The organism is Burkholderia sp. BKH01 (assembly GCF_025685725.1).
In the GTDB taxonomy this organism is placed as follows: Bacteria; Pseudomonadota; Gammaproteobacteria; order Burkholderiales; family Burkholderiaceae; genus Burkholderia; species Burkholderia pyrrocinia_C.
This window is the reverse complement of sequence record NZ_JAOTQT010000013.1, coordinates 122,694-140,159: the sequence shown is the minus strand read 5'-3', so window position 1 is coordinate 140,159 and position 17,466 is coordinate 122,694. Positions and strand designations below refer to the sequence as shown.

Annotated in this window: 18 protein-coding genes; 8 read left to right on the top strand and 10 right to left on the bottom strand. The window is 68.0% G+C overall.

Annotated features, from left to right (window positions below; all coding sequences use genetic code 11):
* The first annotated feature begins 62 nt into the window (after positions 1-62).
* Both OEJ37_RS20170 and OEJ37_RS20165 read left to right on the top strand, forming a co-directional pair.
* Positions 63-494, top strand: a complete 432-nt coding sequence (locus OEJ37_RS20170; RefSeq protein WP_263345219.1) for a helix-turn-helix domain-containing protein — start codon at positions 63-65, stop codon at positions 492-494.
* 2 nt (positions 495-496) lie between these two features.
* Positions 497-1,837 carry a type II toxin-antitoxin system HipA family toxin gene (locus OEJ37_RS20165; RefSeq protein WP_263345217.1) on the top strand — a complete coding sequence of 447 codons (1,341 nt, stop codon included), beginning with the start codon at positions 497-499 and terminating at the stop codon, positions 1,835-1,837.
* A 24-nt stretch (positions 1,838-1,861) separates the two neighbouring features.
* Here OEJ37_RS20165 and OEJ37_RS20160 read toward each other — a convergent pair whose 3' ends face one another.
* Positions 1,862-2,989, bottom strand: coding sequence for a 4-hydroxyphenylpyruvate dioxygenase family protein (locus OEJ37_RS20160; protein WP_263345216.1), 1,128 nt, complete (start codon positions 2,987-2,989; stop codon positions 1,862-1,864).
* Positions 2,990-3,346: 357 nt separating this feature from the next.
* Between OEJ37_RS20160 and shiA the strand changes: the two genes are divergently transcribed.
* The gene (shiA, locus tag OEJ37_RS20155) at positions 3,347-4,654 is read left to right on the top strand and encodes a shikimate transporter (protein WP_263345214.1); all 1,308 of its coding nucleotides are present in this window, start codon (positions 3,347-3,349) and stop codon (positions 4,652-4,654) included.
* A gap of 33 nt (positions 4,655-4,687) precedes the next feature.
* Here the strand turns inward: shiA and OEJ37_RS20150 are convergent, their stop codons facing one another.
* Both OEJ37_RS20150 and OEJ37_RS20145 read right to left on the bottom strand, forming a co-directional pair.
* Entirely contained in the window at positions 4,688-5,305 is a 618-nt protein-coding gene (locus OEJ37_RS20150) for an HNH endonuclease (RefSeq protein ID WP_244130666.1), read from the bottom strand.
* Between the two features lie 76 nt (positions 5,306-5,381).
* A complete protein-coding gene (locus tag OEJ37_RS20145; RefSeq protein ID WP_263345213.1) occupies positions 5,382-5,528 on the bottom strand; it encodes a hypothetical protein in 147 nt (48 codons plus the stop codon).
* Positions 5,529-5,668: 140 nt separating this feature from the next.
* On the opposite strand from OEJ37_RS20145, the gene OEJ37_RS20140 reads away from it, so the two are divergent.
* Positions 5,669-6,970 (top strand): UDP-N-acetylglucosamine 1-carboxyvinyltransferase, encoded by a 1,302-nt coding sequence (locus tag OEJ37_RS20140; RefSeq protein WP_152857285.1) that lies wholly within the window; start codon positions 5,669-5,671, stop codon positions 6,968-6,970.
* Between the two features lie 128 nt (positions 6,971-7,098).
* Here the strand turns inward: OEJ37_RS20140 and OEJ37_RS20135 are convergent, their stop codons facing one another.
* A complete protein-coding gene (locus tag OEJ37_RS20135) occupies positions 7,099-7,710 on the bottom strand; it encodes a hypothetical protein (protein WP_263345212.1) in 612 nt (203 codons plus the stop codon).
* 346 nt (positions 7,711-8,056) lie between these two features.
* Between OEJ37_RS20135 and OEJ37_RS20130 the strand changes: the two genes are divergently transcribed.
* Positions 8,057-8,827, top strand: coding sequence for an IclR family transcriptional regulator C-terminal domain-containing protein (locus OEJ37_RS20130; RefSeq protein ID WP_072436791.1), 771 nt, complete (start codon positions 8,057-8,059; stop codon positions 8,825-8,827).
* A 96-nt stretch (positions 8,828-8,923) separates the two neighbouring features.
* Here OEJ37_RS20130 and OEJ37_RS20125 read toward each other — a convergent pair whose 3' ends face one another.
* The 5 genes from OEJ37_RS20125 to OEJ37_RS20105 form a co-directional block, all read right to left on the bottom strand.
* The gene (locus OEJ37_RS20125) at positions 8,924-11,224 is read right to left on the bottom strand and encodes an ATP-dependent DNA helicase (protein ID WP_263345211.1); all 2,301 of its coding nucleotides are present in this window, start codon (positions 11,222-11,224) and stop codon (positions 8,924-8,926) included.
* Positions 11,221-12,915, bottom strand: coding sequence for a VRR-NUC domain-containing protein (locus tag OEJ37_RS20120; RefSeq protein ID WP_263345210.1), 1,695 nt, complete (start codon positions 12,913-12,915; stop codon positions 11,221-11,223). Before OEJ37_RS20120 ends, OEJ37_RS20125 begins: the two co-directional genes overlap by 4 nt.
* A gap of 96 nt (positions 12,916-13,011) precedes the next feature.
* Complete coding sequence (locus OEJ37_RS20115) at positions 13,012-13,890, bottom strand: MipA/OmpV family protein (protein ID WP_174418083.1); 879 nt, start codon at positions 13,888-13,890, stop codon at positions 13,012-13,014.
* A gap of 207 nt (positions 13,891-14,097) precedes the next feature.
* Complete coding sequence (locus OEJ37_RS20110; protein ID WP_111018064.1) at positions 14,098-14,409, bottom strand: hypothetical protein; 312 nt, start codon at positions 14,407-14,409, stop codon at positions 14,098-14,100.
* Positions 14,410-14,728: 319 nt separating this feature from the next.
* Positions 14,729-15,028, bottom strand: a complete 300-nt coding sequence (locus tag OEJ37_RS20105; RefSeq protein ID WP_263345209.1) for a hypothetical protein — start codon at positions 15,026-15,028, stop codon at positions 14,729-14,731.
* A gap of 142 nt (positions 15,029-15,170) precedes the next feature.
* On the opposite strand from OEJ37_RS20105, the gene OEJ37_RS20100 reads away from it, so the two are divergent.
* The 3 genes from OEJ37_RS20100 (at position 15,171) to OEJ37_RS20090 (ending at position 16,802) form a co-directional block, all read left to right on the top strand.
* Positions 15,171-15,422: a hypothetical protein gene (locus OEJ37_RS20100; RefSeq protein ID WP_152857278.1), complete on the top strand. Its 252-nt coding sequence runs from the start codon at positions 15,171-15,173 to the stop codon at positions 15,420-15,422.
* Between the two features lie 338 nt (positions 15,423-15,760).
* Entirely contained in the window at positions 15,761-16,192 is a 432-nt protein-coding gene (locus tag OEJ37_RS20095) for a CBS domain-containing protein (protein ID WP_152857277.1), read from the top strand.
* 103 nt (positions 16,193-16,295) lie between these two features.
* Positions 16,296-16,802: a PRC-barrel domain-containing protein gene (locus OEJ37_RS20090; protein ID WP_263345207.1), complete on the top strand. Its 507-nt coding sequence runs from the start codon at positions 16,296-16,298 to the stop codon at positions 16,800-16,802.
* 22 nt (positions 16,803-16,824) lie between these two features.
* Here OEJ37_RS20090 and OEJ37_RS20085 read toward each other — a convergent pair whose 3' ends face one another.
* Positions 16,825-17,448 carry a DUF4142 domain-containing protein gene (locus OEJ37_RS20085; protein WP_263345206.1) on the bottom strand — a complete coding sequence of 208 codons (624 nt, stop codon included), beginning with the start codon at positions 17,446-17,448 and terminating at the stop codon, positions 16,825-16,827.
* Between the last annotated feature and the right edge of the window lie 18 nt (positions 17,449-17,466).

The following is a 17,466-nucleotide window of genomic DNA, read 5'->3' as shown; positions in this document are numbered from 1 at the left end:
TACATGCCATAGACTGTATTTTCAGATTACAAACGATCGCCTGTCATCCTGCGGAGCACCCGATGGCCTTTCCTGTCCAGACTCTGACCCAGTTGCGCCCGATACTCGTCGGCTTCCGGAAATCCGCGGGGCTCACGCAGGCTCAATTGGCCGCCCGCCTGGGCGTCACGCAGCAATCCTATGCGCAGCTCGAAGCCAATCCGTCGGCGGTGAGCATCGAACGGCTTTTCAAGGTGCTGAACACGCTCGGCGTTCGGATGACGCTCGACCTGGGCGCGCAGGATGAATCGGCGGGACCAGCCAGTACCGATGCCAGTACCGCTGCACGGCCGGCGGCTCGCAAGCCGGCCGCGAAAAAGCGCATGACGGACCCGGCGCGCGGCGCAACGGCAGCAAAAGCTCAAACCAAAACCACGACCACCGGCGCCGCGCGCAAGCGGCCGGCGACAGCAGCGCCGGGCAAGCCACGGGGCTCGAAACGGGAGGACTGGTGACGATGGCGCCGCGCGGCCGCCACGACCGGCTCGACCTGTGGATGAACGGCATTCCGGTCGGCTACTGGGAAATCCGGCGCGGCGTCGAGCGCCTCGTCTACCTGCCGGGATGGCTCGACGATCCCCAGGGGCGGCCGCTGTCGCTGTCGCTGCCCTTCACGCCCGGCAACCAGCCGCACCAGGGCGCGATCGTCGCCGACTACTTCGACAACCTGCTGCCGGACAGCGAGCCGATCCGCCGCCGCATCGCGCAGCGTTACCGGCTCGGATCGACGGCGCCGTTCGAACTGCTCGCGTCGATCGGCCGGGATTGCGTCGGCGCGATCCAGATGCTGCCGCCCGGCGAAATGCCCGTCGACCTCGAGACGATCGACGGCGTGGCGCTCGACGACGCAGCCGTCGCCGACGTGCTGCGCCACGCGACCGCCGCTCCGCTGCCCGGCCGCGCGGAGCCGGACGGCGACCTGCGCCTGTCGATCGCCGGCGCGCAGGAAAAAACCGCGTTGCTGCGTCAGGGAAATCGCTGGTTGCGGCCATCGGGCAGCACGCCGACGACGCACATCTTCAAGCTGCCGCTCGGGCGCGTCGGGAACATGCAGGCCGACATGCGGACGTCCGTCGAAAACGAATGGCTGTGCTCGAAGCTCGTCGCCGCTTACGGCCTGCCGGTCGCGCCGTGCGAGATCGGCCGGTTCGGCGACCAGAAGGCGCTGATCGTCGAGCGCTTCGATCGGCGTCCTTCGCGCGACGGCACGTGGATCCTGCGGCTGCCGCAGGAGGACATGTGCCAGGCGACCGGCACGCCGTCCGGCGCGAAATACGAATCCGACGGCGGCCCCGGCATCGAGACGATCATGGGCATCCTCGCGAATTCGACCGACGCCGCGCACGACAGGACGAATTTCTTCGTCGCGCAGCTCGTGTTCTGGGTGCTGGCGGCGATCGACGGCCACGCGAAGAACTTCAGCATTGCGCACCTGCCCGGCAATACGTACCGCAGCACGCCGCTGTACGACGTGCTGTCCGCGCATCCGATCATCGGCACGCGCCGCAACCAGTTGCCGCCGCGCCGCGCGCGGCTCGCGATGGCCGTGTGCGGAAAGAACCGGCACTACGTGATCGGCGAGATCCAGCCGCGTCACTGGATCGCGCAGGGCCGGCGCGTCGGCCTGACCGAAGACGACGTGCGCGCCGCGATGGCGGCCGTCGCCGCGCGCACGGAGCCTGCGATTGCCGAAGTCGCCGCGCAGATTCCGGCGGATTTTCCGGCGGATGTGGCGGACGCGATCTTCGACGGCATGCGTCGCCAGAGCCGCAAGCTCGGGGCGGGAGGTGCCGCGTGAGGTTTGACGAGCGCCGCGAGCCGTTCAGCCCGCGTCGCGCGCGCGGGCGAGCGCCGCGAGGTTCCCTTCCCCGAACCCGTGGTGCCCCTTGCGCTGCACGATCTCGAAGAAGATCTCGCCGGGCCGGCGCTTGACGAAGGTCTGGAAGAACAGGCGCGGCACGCCGTCGCTGCCGATCTCGCCGTCGACCAGCACCGCGCGGCGGCGCAGTGCGTCGAGATCGACGCCATGCCCGGGCAGCCGCGCATCGACGTCGTCGTAATAGCGTGCGGGCGGCTCGATGAATTCGACGCCGTTCGCGCGCAGCGCATCGACGCATGACAGGATGTCGTCAGTCGACAATGCGACGTGCTGGACGCCCTCGCCCGGATGGTCGGGCAGATACGCGTGCATCAGCTCGGTGCGCCGCGTGCCTTCCTCGTAGACCGGAATCCGCACCGCGCCGCACGGCGACACCATCACGCGCGATTCCTCCGACACGTGCCAGTGCGCGTCGATCTGGTGGATCTCGCGAAAATGCAGCAGGTCGTGGTAGAAATCCAGCCACTCCTGCATGCGGCCTGCGCCGACTGTTTGCGTGAAGTGGTCGACCTGCTGCAGGCCGACGCCCGCGCAATCGAGATCGGTATGCGCGGTCGCGATGTCGATCGGCCTGAAATCGATGTCGAAGATCGAGATATCGCCGACCCCGCCGCGCTGTCCGTCCCGCCCGCGCCAGCGGTCGACGAAATACAGGTGCGAATCGCCGATGCCCTGGATCGCGGGGATCTTCAACTCGCCGACACCGACCTTTTCGCCTTCGAACGCCCACGCGCCGAGCTGGATCGCGCGCTCGAACGCGCGCCGGGCATTCGCCACGCGCAGCCCAATCGCGCAGACGCCCATCCCGTATTCCTCCGCGTAGCGCGCGGCGAACGAATCGGGCTCGGCGTTGATCAGGAAATGCATCTGCCCTTGCCGGTACAGCGTGACGTTCTTGCTGACATGCCGCGCGATCGCCTTGAACCCGAACTGCTCGAAGCGTTGCGCGAGCGCTTCCGGCACGGGCGCCGCGAATTCGACGAATTCGAGGCCGGCCATCCCAAGCGGATTGGCGGCCGAATCGGCAACGGGCGGCGTATCGCTGGACAGGGGGTGGGAATTGCCGGGCATTCCAGTCTCCGGGGGCATGCGGTCGATGGGGATGGCGCCCGGCGCGGGCGGCTTGCGCGATCGATGTGGCGACCGGGCATCCGCCCCGAACGGGCGAGTTTTCTATGCTGCAGATTTTAACCAGATCGTTCACGGCGGCACACCCTGGCCGATCGGGATATCGTCGCGCCGCCTAGTGCAAACCCGGAAAGCGTTCGATAATCGCACGACTATGAACGATAATCGCGCACTTTGCCCGATTGGCCAATTGCCGCCGTGCGGCGCGCGCCCTATTCTGCGTTCACTCATCGACTTCAATGCAGCATCGGACGCGGCGCCGCCACGATTCCACGATGCGCCGTGCCAGGAGACACCGCCATGACCCCAACCTTCGCCACCCTCGACGCCGCTGCCGGCGCCCGCGCGCGCAGCCAGGCCCGCAAGGCCGCGATCGGCAGCTTCGTCGGCGCCGTCGTCGATTGGTACGACTTCCTGCTGTACGGGATCGTCGCCGCACTGGTATTCAATTCCGAGTTCTTCCCGAAAGTCAGCCCGACCATGGGCACGCTCGCGGCTTTCGCGACCTTCGGCGTCGGCTTCCTGTTCCGGCCGCTCGGCGGCGTCGTGTTCGGCCACTACGGCGACCGGCTCGGACGCAAGCGGATGCTCGTGCTGACCGTGATGTTGATGGGCTTGTCGACGGTCGCGATCGGCCTGCTGCCGACCTTCGCGTCGATCGGCTGGTGGGCGCCAGTGCTGCTGGTGCTGATGCGCGCGATCCAGGGTTTCGCGGTCGGCGGCGAATGGGGTGGCGCGGCGCTGATGGCCGTCGAGAGCGCGCCGAAGCAAAAGAAGGCGTTCTACAGCAGCGGCGTGCAGGTCGGCTACGGCGTCGGGCTCGTGCTGGCTACGGGGATCGTATCGATCCTGAGCCACACGCTCGGCGAAGCCGCGTTCAAGGCCTGGGCCTGGCGCCTGCCGTTCGTGTTCAGCATCGTGCTGGTGCTGATCGGCCTGTGGGTGCGCAAGAGCATGGACGAATCGCAGGAGTTCGTCGAGAAGGTCGAGCACGGCAACCGCAAGCTGCGCCTGCCGGTGCTGGAAGCGCTGACGCGCCATCCGAAGGCGTTCCTGCTGATCGTCGCGCTGCGGCTCGCCGAACTGTTCACGATGTATATCGTCACCGCGTTCGCGCTCAGCTATTCGACGACCAACCTCGGCATGTCGCGCGACCTGTTCCTGAACATCGGCCTGCTGGTCGGCGCGGTGAGCTGCGTGACGATCCCGTGCTTCGCATGGCTGGCCGACCGCTACGGCCTGCGCCGCATCTACCTGGTCGGCGCGGTGATCGGCCTCGCGTCCGCGGTGCCGTTCTTCGTCGCGCTGGAGGCGCGGTCGATCGCGTGGATCGTGATTTTCTCGATCCTGCTCGCGAACGCCGCGCACGACATGGTCGTGAGCGTCCAGCAGCCGCTGTTCACCGAGCTGTTCGGCGCCGAATACCGCTACAGCGGCGCGGGCGTCGGCTACCAGTTCGCGAGCGTCGTCGGCGGCGGGTTCACGCCGTTCATCGCGGTCGGCTTGGTCAGTCTCGCCGGCGGTTCGTGGCACCTCGTCGCCGGTTATCTCGCGGTGGGCTGCCTGATCTCGCTGGTGGTCGCCGCGCGGATGCGCGCGGCGCAGTGACGAAGTGAGCGGGTGGCCGGCGAGTATTGTCGGTTACGCGCGAACGAGGCGCGGTAGGCGTGCGTACAGGCGTTCGACGAGTTGCCGGGCGCTCTCGCCGTAATGCAGTTCGCGGTGGCAGTTCGGGCAAACGGCCACCGTATTCGACACGAGATCGGGGCCCCGCTCTGCCAGCTTTCGAATGTGATGGACTTCCAGGTACGGCAGCCCGTCGGCACCCTTGAACGGGGCCGGCTCGCTACAGCATTCGCAAGTCCCGTTCGCTTGCGTCAGCACCCAGGCCTTGACCGCCGGATCACGACGAATTTGGGTCACAGTCGCGCTGGTCGTGGTGGGAGTCGCGTTGCCCGACGGCGGCTCAACCTGCGCCTTTTTCAGCGCGTCACGCACGTCGAGTTCAAATTTCACAGTCGGAGCAGCCGTGCGCTGCTCCCGTTCGTTGATGAACTGCTCGATCAGCACGCCGTTCGCGCCGACGTTTTTTGCGGGCTTGAGTCCGGGAAGCCATTCGCGGCCCATCAGCGCCAGCACATAGGAAATGTTCTGCATCCGGTACTCAAACGCTTTCGCCGTGCGATTGAACTGTCCGGCCAGCCTGTCGTACACCGCCTTCTTGACGTATGGCTGCCCCGCGCGCTCGTTTTCGAGCATTTTGAGATACTCATCGACTGACGAGCGGAGTTCATCCTGCGTCCACGGCCGCCCGTCAGCATTCGCAGAAATGTCTTCAGATAAAGGGGCTCGGGGAGAAGGTGTCGACATGAATGGCAGCAATCTGGAGTCCGATCTCGATTTTACGAGATAACAGACTATTCCGATCCCGGAGCTGCGTCTGGCCGTTTTCTTTTTTGCGCGTCGATTTGATGGTTGCCATGCCGCCCCCCCCTCATGCCCAACGTCAAACACCGTCAATCACGCACGCCGATCCCCCTTTTCCCTTCCGAACATTCCACGCCGCCCGCCGACCAATGGCATCATATGGGCCTACGTCAGTCACCGATACGCCCCCATATCATGTCGAATCTCATCGTCCACGGCGGCACTCCGCTGCGCGGGGACATCAAGCCGTCCGCGAACAAGAACGCCGTCCTGCCGATCCTGTGCGCCACCCTGTTGACCGATCAGCCGCTGCGCCTGGTCGGCGTGCCGGACATCACCGACGTGCGCAAGATCCTCGACATCTTCCGCACGCTCGGCAGCGACGTGTCGGTCGACTTCACGACGGGCCTGCTCGAACTCCACCATCGCAACACGAAGTTCGATCCGGCCGTCCATCGGCTGCCCGAGGCGATGCGCTCGTCGATCATGCTGATTCCGCCGCTGCTCGCGCGCTTCGGTGTCGCGCGCCTCGAGAACGACGTGAAAGGCTGCACGCTCGGCGTGCGCGAGATCGATCCGCACGTCGAGGTGTTCGAGCGCTTCGGCGCGCACATCGAACGCACGCCCGATTCGCTGATCGTCCGCACCGACGGCCCGCTGACGGCCAACGATCACTGGCTCGACTACGCGTCGGTGACGACCACCGAGAACTTCGCGCTGTGCGCGACGACCGCGAACGGCACGTCGACGCTGATGAACGCGGCGTCCGAACCGCACGTGCAGGAGTTCTGCCAGTTCCTCGCGATGATCGGCGTCGCGATCGAAGGCATCGGCACGTCGCGGCTCTGCGTGACGGGCGGCCGCAAGCTCGGCGGCGGCGAGTTCCGCTTCGCCGAGGATTTCCACGAGATCGCGACGTTCCTCGCGCTCGGCGCGATCACGGGCGGCGACATCACGGTGCGCAACTCGTCGCCCGAGCATTTCCCGCTGATCGACCGCACGTTCGCGAAGTTCGGCGTCAACGTCACGCACCGCGACGGCTGGTCGCGCGCGGAACGCGACGGCCCGCTGCGCGTGCGCCGGCCGTTCACGCAGAACATCCTGACCAAGGTCGAAGCCGCGCCATGGCCGTACCTGCCGGTCGACCTGCTGCCGATCTTCATCGCGCTCGGCGTGCGCGCGGAAGGCAGCGCGATGTTCTGGAACAAGGTCTATGACGGTGCGCTCGGCTGGTCCGGCGAACTGTCGAAGTTCGGCGCGCACGTGCTGCTGTCCGATCCGCACCGGCTGATCACGTTCGGCGGTCTGCAACTGACGCCGGCGCGCGTCGAGAGCCCGTACATCATCCGCGTCGCGATCGCGCTGCTGATGGTGGCCGCGAGCATCGAAGGCCGCTCGGAAATCATGAACGCGCTGCCGATCCGCCGCGCGCATCCGCATTTCGTCGAGAACCTGCGCTCGGTCGGCGCGAACGTCGAGTGGACGAGCAGCGAGTAATGCCGCTCCGGCGGGTGCGGCTCGCGTGAAGTCGGCGCCGCATCCGTCTCCCCTCCTTTCTAGGCCGGCGTCAGCAGACTGCCCGGCAACCGGCGCGCCGTGAAGGATCGCCGCTTCGCTTCCAGGCGTTACTCTCCCTCCCCGCACTCGACGTCGCCCGCTCCCATGTGGTCGAAGCCGTAAAGCATTACGGCGGTCGTCCCGTGGGCGGGATCGCTCGGCCGCCTGCCGATGCTGTCGTCGGTCGGGCTAGACGGATACTGGATGCTCGTGCCCATCAGGTTGTCCGGCTGCTTGCGCAACTCCGCTTCGGTCAGCTTGCGCCCCTCCGCGCGCGGCAACCCGAACGCCTTGCGCACGTCCGCTTCGTTCCACGTTCCCTTCAGCGTGACGGTGACCATCTGCAGGTCGCCATGCTCCCAGTCGAGCTCGACTTTCATCGCGAGCGGATGCACGCGGGCCGCGAGCCGGTCGGGGAATGCGGGGCCTTCGTAGTACGCGGTCGTGTTCTTGCATGCGTCGCCGGTGTTCCGGTACTTCTTCAGCGCGCAGTTGAAGCGCTTGTCGCGGTAGTCGAAGGTCGTTTCGACGTAACAGCCGAATTTCGGCGACGTCATGCGCGGCCATGCACGCACGTCGACGGTTGGCTTCGTTAGTGTCGCGTCAGTCGAAGGATTCGCCGTGGCAAGCAGCGGCAAGGCCGCGACGAGCACGACCAAAGCGGATTCGCGAATTTTCATTTTCTGTTCCAGTCGGACCAGCGATTCTATCCAGGCTGCGGATGACCGGGGCCGGTCGGCGCGATCAACCGCGTCCAGATGGTCTCCTTGACGGCCAGCGCCCACGCATCCCGCGTGGCCGGCGCCACCTGTGCGCGTGCAATGCCTCGAGCGCGGGCGCCATGGCGTAGGCACATGATTCGATTGTTGTCGACGTTCACTGCCCCGCGCTCGGGCCGAGAATCCTGCGCCGAATCATGCAAGCTCGAACCCGCGCGACCGGTTGCTTGCCCGCAGCCTGTTCGATCTGCGCGATAATCGCCCACTCCCGCGCGATCACCGCGCATGACGGCACCGCTTCCTGACGATGAAAAAGCCCGAACTCGACCGACGCGACTGGATTGCCGGCCTCGAAAAAGGCCTGATGATCCTGGAGGCATTCGACAGCCAGCACGCGCGCATGACGCCCACGCAGGCTGCCGCGCGTACCGGCCTCACGCGCACGGCCGCGCGGCGCTACCTGCTGACGCTCGAATCGCTCGGCTACGTGTACACCGACGGCAAGCTTTACGGCCTGACGCCGCGCGTGCTGCGGGTCGGCTGGTCGTACTTCGATTCGGCGCGGCTGCCGCGCACGGTCCAGCCTTATCTGCAGCAACTGAGTGCGTCGCTGAACGAATCGGCTTACGTGAGCGTGCTTGACGGCTGGGAACTCGTGTTCATCGCGCGCAACGGCGTGTCGCGCGTGATGACGACCGGCTTCGTGCTCGGCGCGCGCGTGCCGGCGCCGCTGACGTCGCCGGGCGTCGTGCTGCTCGCGCATCATCCGGATCGCGAGGCCGTGCGCGCGTGGCTCGACGACACCGAACTGCCGCCGTTCACGCCGCACACGATCACCAACAAAGCGCGCCTGCTCGAACAGGTCGACCACGCGCGCGACGCCGGTTTCGCTGCGATCGAACAGCAATTGCAGGTCGGCGTGCGCGGGATCGCGGTGCCGCTGAAGAATCGTCACGGCGAAGTCGTCGCCGCGCTGAGCACGAACATGCCGATCGGCACGGAGACGACCGACGCCGCCGTGCGGCGCGTGCTGCCGCACCTGCAGGAAGCCGCGCTCGCGATGCTGAACGTGCTGTAGAGCCCCCGGGCCCAAGGCTACGCCTGCTACACCGCTACGCGACGGATAACATCGCGGCGCCGCAACCGGCAGTCCGCCGGCCGGGCCTGTTCCCCTTCACCCGATCCGCCACCACCGCGGCAGCAGATCGCGCACTTCCCGCCGCCGATAACGATCGTCGATCAGATGCACGACGCCTTCGTCGTGCTCGGTGCGGATCACGCGCCCGGCCGCCTGCACGACCTTCTGCAAGCCCGGATACAGGTACATGTAGTCGTAGCCGTTGCCGAAGCGCGCATCCATCGCGCGCCGCATCTGCTCGTTGACATCGTTGACCTGCGGCAACCCGAGCGTCGCGATGAAGGCGCCGATCAGCCGTTCGCCGACCAGGTCCACGCCTTCCGAGAACGCGCCGCCCAGCACCGCGAAGCCGACGCCGCGCCCGCCCGCGGCGAAGCGCGCGAGAAACGCATCGCGTTCGCTTTCGGCCATGCCGGGCGCCTGCGCCCACACCGGCACGTTCGGGTGGCGCGTCTGCATCAGCGCGACCACGCGTCCCAGGTAGTCGAAGCTGCTCAGGAAACCGAGGTAGTTGCCGGGCCTGGACGCGTATTGCGCGGCGATCAGGTCGGCGATCGGTTCGAGCGAACGGTCGCGGTCGCGCCAGCGCGTCGATACGTGGCTCGCGACGCGCACCGTCAGTTGCTCGGCACGGAACGGCCCGTCGACGTCGAGCCAGCCCGTATCGCCGGGCAGCCCGAGCGTGTCGCGGTAGAAATGGAACGGACTCAGCGTGCCCGAGAACAGCACGGTCGCGCGCGCGGCTTCGTAGCGCGGCGCGAGAAAACCGGCCGGGATCACGTTGCGCACGCACAGCGTCGACTGAACGCGGCGCCGGCGGCCGGCCGACGCGACACCGTCGAGCGTCGGCTGGCGCGGCATCGGTACGCCGAGCAGCGTCGCGTCGAAGATCGATGCGCTGTCGAAGGCTTCGGCGAGCACGCCGAACTGGATCGCCTCGAAATGAAAGCGCAGCAGCGCGTCGCCGTTCGCGCGCGGCGCGTCGGTCAGGTGCTCGCCGATCGCCGCGACGAGGTTCTGCACGGCCGACACGATCGGGCCCGGAATGTCCGGATATGCCGCATAGCGTTCGGCCTGTGCGCGATTGACCGCGCCCCATGCGCGGGCGAGCCGGTCGAACGCCTTGCGCAGCGCCGCGGGCGCGGCTTCGCGCGCGGCCGCGAACGCGAACGGATCGAGCGACGCGCTGTACATCTTGCGCGCGCGGTCGAGCAGGTTGTGTGCTTCGTCGACGAGCACGCCGACGCGCCACTGGTTCTGCTGCGCGAGCGTGTGCAGCATCGCGCTGCCGTCGTAGTAGTAGTTGTAGTCGCCGATCATCATGTCCGACCAGCGCGCGAGCTCCTGCGCGAGGTAGTACGGGCAGACGTCGTGCGCGAGCGCGGCCGCGCGCACGGTATCGCGATCGAGCAGCCCGGCGCCGATCGCTGCGTCGCGCGCGGCCGGCAGCCGGTCGTAGAAACCTTGCGCGAGCGGGCACGATTCGCCGTGGCACGCTTTGTCCGGATGCTCGCACGCCTTGTCGCGGGCAACCAGCTCCAGCACGCGCAGCGGTAGCGCAGGCGTGCCGGCGCCGAGCGTCGTCGCCGCTTCGAGCGCGAGCGCGCGTCCGGGCGTTTTCGCGGTGAGGAAGAACACATGGTCGAGTTCGCCCTCGCCGCACGCCTTCAGCAGCGGGAACACGGTGCCGAGCGTCTTGCCGATGCCGGTCGGCGCCTGCGCCATCAGGCAGCGCTCGTCGCGCGCTGCGCGATAGACGGCGACCGCCAGCTCGCGCTGGCCGCTGCGGAACTGCCCGTGCGGAAACGCGAGCGCGCGCAGCGCCGCATTGCGCGCCGCGCGATGGGCCGTCTCGCGCTCGGCCCAGCCGACGAAACATGCGCACTGCTCGGCAAAGAACGACGCGAGCGTGCCCGCGTCCAGCGTTTCCGTCAGCACGGTCTCGCGCTCGGACACGATGTCGAAATACACGAGCGCGACGTCGATTTCCGCGAGGCCGCGCGCGTCGCACATCAGGTGCGCATAGACCTTTGCCTGCGCCCAGTGCAACGAGCGGTGGTTCGCCGGCATCGCGTCGAGGCTGCCGCGATAGGTCTTGATTTCCTCGAGACGGTTCGCCACGGGATCGTAGCCGTCCGCGCGACCGCGCACGGTGAGCGTGCCCCACGTGCCCGTCAGCGCGATCTCGGTTTCGTAGCGCGCACCGCGGTTCGACGTGACCGCGCCATGGCCGGCGATCCCTTCTAGCGCGGTCGGCGCGGGCGTGAAGCGCAGGTCGAGATCGCCGCGCCGCGCGGTGAACTCGCACATTGCCCGCACCGCGACGACGTAGCTCACGCGGACATCCTCGCGGCTTCGGCGTGGGCGACATTGGCGTCGGCCCACTCGACATCGACGACGCGCACCGGAATGCCATGTGCGACGCAATACGCGAGCCAGCGCGTCTGGTTGTCCTGCAGCCGGTCTCCGGGGCCCTTCACCTCGATCAGCTCGTAGCGGCGCTCGCCGGGCCAGAAGCGGACGAGATCGGGCAGCCCCGAGCGGTTGCTGCGGATATCCGCGAGCAAGCGCGCGAACCACAGTCTCAGGTGCTCGGGCGGCAGGCACGCGAGCGCCTCGTCGAGCAGTTCGTCAGTCAGCACGCCCCAGAACACGAATGGCGACTGCAGCCCCGCCTTCGTTGCGTAATGCCGGAGGATCGTGTCGCGATACGCGCCCGAATCGAGCTGCGCGAAACAGGCGGCGAACGCGTCCGCGCGGCGCGCGGCGAAATCGGGTGCGTGCAGGTCGGCCGGGCCGCGCTGGAACGGGTGGAAGAATGCGCCGGGCACCGCCGCGAACACGGGCTCCCAGCACAACAGCCCGAACAGCGAATTGATCAGCGTGTTTTCGACGTAATGAACCGGCGACGCCGGTTGCGCGAGATGGTCGCGCACCGCGAATTCGACGCTGACGAACGCATCGGGACGCGCCAGCACGAGCGTCTCGCGCGGCACGTCCGGCGCGGCGGCCGCGCGTTCGACGCGCTGGCCGACGCGGCGCTGCAGGCGCGGCAGCATGCGCTCGACGCGCTGGCGCTCCTCGTCGCTCTCGAAACTGCTGCGCGCGTCGAGCGCCAGCGCGAGCGCGTCGTCATCGCGTCCGCAGCGCTCGAGCACGCGGATGCGCCGATGGCGGCTGCCGGGCCATGCGCTGCGCGTGTAAGCGTCGAGCGCGGCGGCCCAGTCGGCGCAGCGCTCGCAGGTCTGCCCGAGCGCGAACAGCAGCTTAGCGCGACGCGTCGCGAGCCAAGGCTGCGCACAGCCCACCGCGTCGATCGCGCGCAGCAAGTCGTCGAACGGCAGATCGTCGGGCCACGCGTCGAGCGCGTCGCGGCACATCTGCAGCGCGAGATACGCGTCGACGTCGCCGCGCTGCTGGAACGCGCGCGACGACGGCGCGATCGGCACGCTTTCGTACTGGAACACGCCGAGGTCGGCGAGCACGAATTCGCTCCAGTCCTGATGGAGATTGCCGAAGAACATCAGGCGCAGCCGGTCGCACAGCGTGCCGACCGTCACGCGCAGCACACGGTCGCCGGCCTGCGTGCACCACGCGTCGAGCGGCTGCGCGGCGCCGTGCGCGGGCCGCAGCCGTTCGAGCCACTCGGGCTTGCGCTCGCCCGCATGCGCGGCGAGCGACGGGAAGATGCGCAGCAACTCGGCCTTGGTCGACAGCGCGAACAACTCGTCGAGCGTCAGCGCGGGCGCCGGATCGACCCAGCCGAGCTCGGCGAGCGGCGCGGCCGCGTCGAGCGTGCAGCCGATTTCGTCGTACGCGAGCTTGCTTGCGCGGAAGTCGGACCCGTTGCGCATCAGCATGCGCACGAGCAGCGCGCGCGACGCCTGCGGCAGCGACGCGAAATCGCGAACGAACGCCCGCTCCTGATGGTCGAGCAGGTCGTCGTAACGCTCGCCGAGCCAGGCCAGCGCGCGTTCGAAATTGGTCAGGTAGTAAAACGCCGGGGGCGTCGGCGAAGCGGGCGTCACGGGAATCGATCACTGTACGTTTGTACAGGTCGGAATCATATCAAATGTGACGGGAATTACCGCATGCCGCATCGGCCTTCCGCCACCCGGCCCCGGTCAGAACTGGTAATTCACCGACATGTCGAACACGCCGTTGGTCGACTGTTGCGTGATCGGGCTGCGCGCCGCACGGCCGACGAGCTGCTCGATCGCGCCGTCCATCGTCACGAACCAGTGCTTGTTCACGAACCAGACCATCGTCACGCCCACGCCGGCCGACTTGATCCCCGCGCCAGACGAATAGGCCGGCAGCCCCGAGCGCGCGGCGGCGCCCTGACTCACGCCGAACCAGCTGTTCATGTAGCGCGAGTCGGCGAACGATACGGTCGGCCCCGCGAACCAGAAGAAGTTTTCGTTGCTGCCCGGCATCGGCATGTACGCGGAGAAATCGCCGGTCCAGCCGTTCGAGCCGCCGATGCTGCGCCGGACATCCGCGCGCAGCACGAGCGGGAATTCCTTCGAGATCACGTAATCGGCCGACAGCTTCATCACGGGCGCCGCGTTGATGTTGTCGAGGCCGTTCAGGTGGCCAAGATCGTCGGCCGAGCGGCGCCCGAGGTCATAACCGACCGACAGGCTCACGCGCCAGTTCGGCCCGCGCAGCACGTTCGCGCCCAGGCCCTCGCCGGTCGACAGGAAGAACAGGTCGCGATAGCGGATGTCGAGATTCGGGCCGCCCATCACGCGATAGCGGTCGGAGCCCGCATAACGCGGCTGCAGCGTCATCGCGGCGCCAACGCTGACCTGCCAGGTCGAGATGGTCGGATCGAACAGTTTCTCGAGCGGCACACCCGCCGAATATTGCCACTCGCCGAGCGGCGAAGGTGTCTGGGCCGACGCGTCGCGGGCGCCGGCCGCGGCGAGCGCCGCGCATGCCGACAGGCCGGATACGAACCGGCGTGCGCCGGGTGACAGCAACGAGCGAGCGACAGTCATCAAGGTGGTCTCCGTCGGTTGCGCGAAACGAACCTGAGGGAAAGCGCATCGCAACCTCTTCGGCTGCAGCGGCTGGCAGCCTGCGGTGCGAACGTAGCGTGCGCTGAATTAACGGACATCCTACGCGACGCACGCGCAGACGCAAAGCGCCCGCTGCGCGCGGGCACTTTGCCTCGTTCCGGAGTGGATGGGCGAAGCGTTGCGGGATCAGAAACGCTCGACGTGATAGTCGCCGGCCAGCGCGGCCGGGCTGCGCGTCGACATCATTCGCGAGAAGCCGTCCGCGAGCCGCCCGAGCGCGAGCTGCTTCTGGCTGGCGTCCCAGTGCGTATAGGTGTCGTACGCGGCATCGTCGAACGATACGGTGACGGCGACCGGGTGGCCGCTGGCGCGAAAGCCGATATGCAGCACGCCGCCCGGCAACTCCTCGATGTGATAACGCAACGAGCGCGATTCGAAATAGCGGCCCAGCACCTGAGCGATCGCGCGCTTGTCTGGCGATTGCACGTGAATGTCCATGATGGTCCTCCTTTCAGTGGTCGTGCGGCCGGTTGCGGCACACCGCGCCCGCCCGGCATCCGCATCGGCGGCGGGTGCGACGGCGGATCGCCGTGCGGCAGCCCGTCGGGCACGGGCGGATCGACGGGATCGTCGTGCCCGGGCGGCGACGGATCGGGGCCGACGTCGGGTGTCGGTTCGGGGCGGTGCAGCATGTATGGCGTCTTCATGTCACTCGGGCGCGACGGCGCGCATCTCGATGGCGCTGCGGCCGTGCGCAAGCGGCGTACCCGCTTCCGCACCGTGCACGTTGCATGATCCGTCGGAGGCTGCCGCGCGGTCAGTCGTCGTAGGCCGCCATCACCAGCCACATCGTGCGCCCTTCCGCGACCAGCCGCACCGCGAGCGCGAACGGATCTGACGGCGAGCATTGCGCGACGAGCGCCTGCTGCGCGCGTTCGGGACCGCCGTAGACGACGTCGTTCAGCTCGCGCACCTCGTCCTTGCCGTCGAACATGCGCCGTTCGGGCCGATAGACCAGCGATTCGCGCTTCCACGCGTCGAACCGCTCGCGCACGTGGCCGAAATCGCCGCCGCATACGTTCGCGTCGTAACGTATCCTTTCCTTGATTGCATTCATCACGATGTCCTCTCGTCCACGCCGACGGCGCGCGGGTCATGCCCGATGCACCGGCCGGCTTCCCCGGCGTGCAAGCACCGTGCCGCCGATGCCGCGCAGGCACGGCGCTTGCGCCTGCATCGATGACCAAGGAGGTTCGACCATGAACGTTCACGCCCCCGGCCGCCGCGACGCCGTGTCACCGGCTGCCGGCCTGCTCCGGCTCGCCACGTCCCGCCCGCCGTCTGAAGACAAGAAGACGGAGGAGCGCATCGACGAAGGGCTCGAGGAGACGTTCCCGGCCAGCGACCCGCCCGCCGTCGGCGGTGCGACGCGTATCGACCCCGTCAAGCCGTCCGGCGAGCACAAACGTCGCGCGCCGCACGTCCCTTCCCCGCCCCGCGATCACGGCTGACGGCGGCACCCGGCTCGCGGTGCGCTGCGGCGCATCGGCGGGCCGGCGAAAACCGGAGCAATCTGATGAAAATCCTTGAACGCCGATGGCGTGAAATCCGCGGTGCCGCCGGCGTCGCGACGCTGGCGGCGATCGAAAGCGCCGTGGTGCTCGCGATCGTCGCGATGACCGGCATCGGCCACTGACCTCTCTTGCCGCCCGCTCGCTATTGCCGACGTGGAAGATGTACAACCGGGCTGGCAAATTTCTCCGTCGCCCGGCCGACGAGGGCCGGCGTGCGCGAAGCGCGCGCGGCACGGCATCTGCTCAGGAATCGACTCGCTCACGAAGGAGGCTTCATGTATCGCGTCAACGAGATCATGTCGCGCGACGTGGTGTGCGTCGCGCCGACCGACACGATTCGCCATGCGGCCGAATTGATGCGGCGCTTCGATATCGGCGTGCTGCCGGTTTGCGACGGCACCGAACTCGTCGCGATCGTCACCGACCGCGACCTCGCGGTGCGGGCGCTGTCGCATGGCCATTCGTCCGATACGCCCGTGCAGGCGGTCGCATCAGCACCCGTTCAGTGGTGCGTCGAGGACGACGGCGTCGGGGACGTCCAGCAGCGGATGGCCGACGTGCAGTTGCATCGAATGCCGGTACTCGACAGCAGCCTGCGGCTCGTCGGCATCGTGTCGCTCGGCGACATCGCGACGCGCGCGGGCGGCCCGGAGCGCGACGAGCTCGCCAATACGCTCGAGGACGTGTCGCTGCCGCGTCGGCGATGACATCGCGCTCCCGCGTTCCGCACGGCCCGCTGCCCGGGTGCGATGCGCACACGCACGCGTTTCGCGCGTGCGCCGGGTTGCCGTTTCGACCAGGAGGTTTTCGATGACAACCGACAGACCGTCGCGCGACGCCGCGCGCATTGTCGGCGCCGGCCGCCGCACGGCCTCAGGCGGCCCGGGGCCCGACGTGATGGCCGCCCGCACGCTCGAAGGCGATCGCGTGCTGACGGCGGATGGCGACGACATCGGCAAGATCACCGACATCATGCTCGACGTGCGGTCCGGCCGGATCGCATATGCGGTCGTCGCGTCGCGCGGCGTACGCGGGAGCGGCGACAAGCTGCTCGCGGTGCCGTGGAACGTGCTCATGCTCGACGTCGAGCGCAAGTGCTTCGTGCTGCCAGTTGCCACCGAGCGCGTGCGCGAGGCGCCCGGCTTCGACCACGACCGCTGGCCGGCAATGGCCGACCCGAACTGGGCCGAGGCACTGCATGCGTACTACGGCAGTTCGCCGTACTGGCTGATCGAGGAAGGCGAAACGGCGCTCGACTCGCCGCCGTACGAGGCGTCGCCGGGCGGCCCCGAAGACGACGGCCGGCGCAAGCGTTGAAATCGGTCGGCTGCAACGCGATTCAGTGCGCGGCCGCAACCGTCTGCGCGAGCTGCCGTGCGGCGGCCAGATGCGCTCTCAGCGCCGGCAGTGCGCGGGCCGCAAATGCGCGAAGTTGCGGGTCGCGGCCGTTTCGCGCCTCGGCTTCGTAGAGCCGGATCGCCGCCTCGTGCGCGCTCGGGCCCGCCAGCGCGACATAGGCCGTATCGAACGCGTGGCCATCCTTCGTTCGCAATGCCGTCACCGCAGGATCGACAAGCATCCGCGTCTGGACCGGTACGCCCTTTTGCGCGCCAAGCTGCCGCAACTCGCCGGCGATGCGCGCGTGATCGTCGACGATCCGTCGCGCGAATGCCTTCACGTCCGGGTTCGACGAGCGGTCGAGCGCGAGCTGGCTGGCCTGTCGTTCGACCTTGCCGAGCATCGCGGCCTTGTCGACGAACTCGGCATCGATGCCGGTCGGCCGCTGCGTCATGGCGGCCTCGTCGGCGGTCGGGCCGGGGTTGACGACGCCCGGCGCGACCTGCACCGACGAAGCAGGCGGCGCCTGCGCATGCGCGAGCGCGAACGCCAGTGCGCCGGCGGTGGCTGCCAGCGCGCATGCCGCCGGCCGGCGTTCGTCCCGGTTCATCCGATTCGTTTTCATCCGGGGACCTCCGTATGC

What these genes read in the sequence shown, in the direction of transcription:
- OEJ37_RS20160 (WP_263345216.1), bottom strand. Translation starts at nt 2,989, where the DNA reads ATGCCCGGCAATTCCCACCCCCTGTCCAGCGATACGCCGCCCGTTGCC.
- OEJ37_RS20100 (WP_152857278.1), top strand. Translation starts at nt 15,171, where the DNA reads ATGAACGTTCACGCCCCCGGCCGCCGCGACGCCGTGTCACCGGCTGCC.
- OEJ37_RS20105 (WP_263345209.1), bottom strand. Translation starts at nt 15,028, where the DNA reads ATGAATGCAATCAAGGAAAGGATACGTTACGACGCGAACGTATGCGGC.
- OEJ37_RS20115 (WP_174418083.1), bottom strand. Translation starts at nt 13,890, where the DNA reads ATGACTGTCGCTCGCTCGTTGCTGTCACCCGGCGCACGCCGGTTCGTA.
- OEJ37_RS20140 (WP_152857285.1), top strand. Translation starts at nt 5,669, where the DNA reads ATGTCGAATCTCATCGTCCACGGCGGCACTCCGCTGCGCGGGGACATC.
- OEJ37_RS20145 (WP_263345213.1), bottom strand. Translation starts at nt 5,528, where the DNA reads ATGGCAACCATCAAATCGACGCGCAAAAAAGAAAACGGCCAGACGCAG.
- OEJ37_RS20110 (WP_111018064.1), bottom strand. Translation starts at nt 14,409, where the DNA reads ATGGACATTCACGTGCAATCGCCAGACAAGCGCGCGATCGCTCAGGTG.
- OEJ37_RS20095 (WP_152857277.1), top strand. Translation starts at nt 15,761, where the DNA reads ATGTATCGCGTCAACGAGATCATGTCGCGCGACGTGGTGTGCGTCGCG.
- OEJ37_RS20090 (WP_263345207.1), top strand. Translation starts at nt 16,296, where the DNA reads ATGACAACCGACAGACCGTCGCGCGACGCCGCGCGCATTGTCGGCGCC.
- OEJ37_RS20165 (WP_263345217.1), top strand. Translation starts at nt 497, where the DNA reads ATGGCGCCGCGCGGCCGCCACGACCGGCTCGACCTGTGGATGAACGGC.
- OEJ37_RS20085 (WP_263345206.1), bottom strand. Translation starts at nt 17,448, where the DNA reads ATGAAAACGAATCGGATGAACCGGGACGAACGCCGGCCGGCGGCATGC.
- OEJ37_RS20135 (WP_263345212.1), bottom strand. Translation starts at nt 7,710, where the DNA reads ATGAAAATTCGCGAATCCGCTTTGGTCGTGCTCGTCGCGGCCTTGCCG.
- OEJ37_RS20150 (WP_244130666.1), bottom strand. Translation starts at nt 5,305, where the DNA reads ATGCTCGAAAACGAGCGCGCGGGGCAGCCATACGTCAAGAAGGCGGTG.
- OEJ37_RS20170 (WP_263345219.1), top strand. Translation starts at nt 63, where the DNA reads ATGGCCTTTCCTGTCCAGACTCTGACCCAGTTGCGCCCGATACTCGTC.
- OEJ37_RS20130 (WP_072436791.1), top strand. Translation starts at nt 8,057, where the DNA reads ATGAAAAAGCCCGAACTCGACCGACGCGACTGGATTGCCGGCCTCGAA.
- shiA (WP_263345214.1), top strand. Translation starts at nt 3,347, where the DNA reads ATGACCCCAACCTTCGCCACCCTCGACGCCGCTGCCGGCGCCCGCGCG.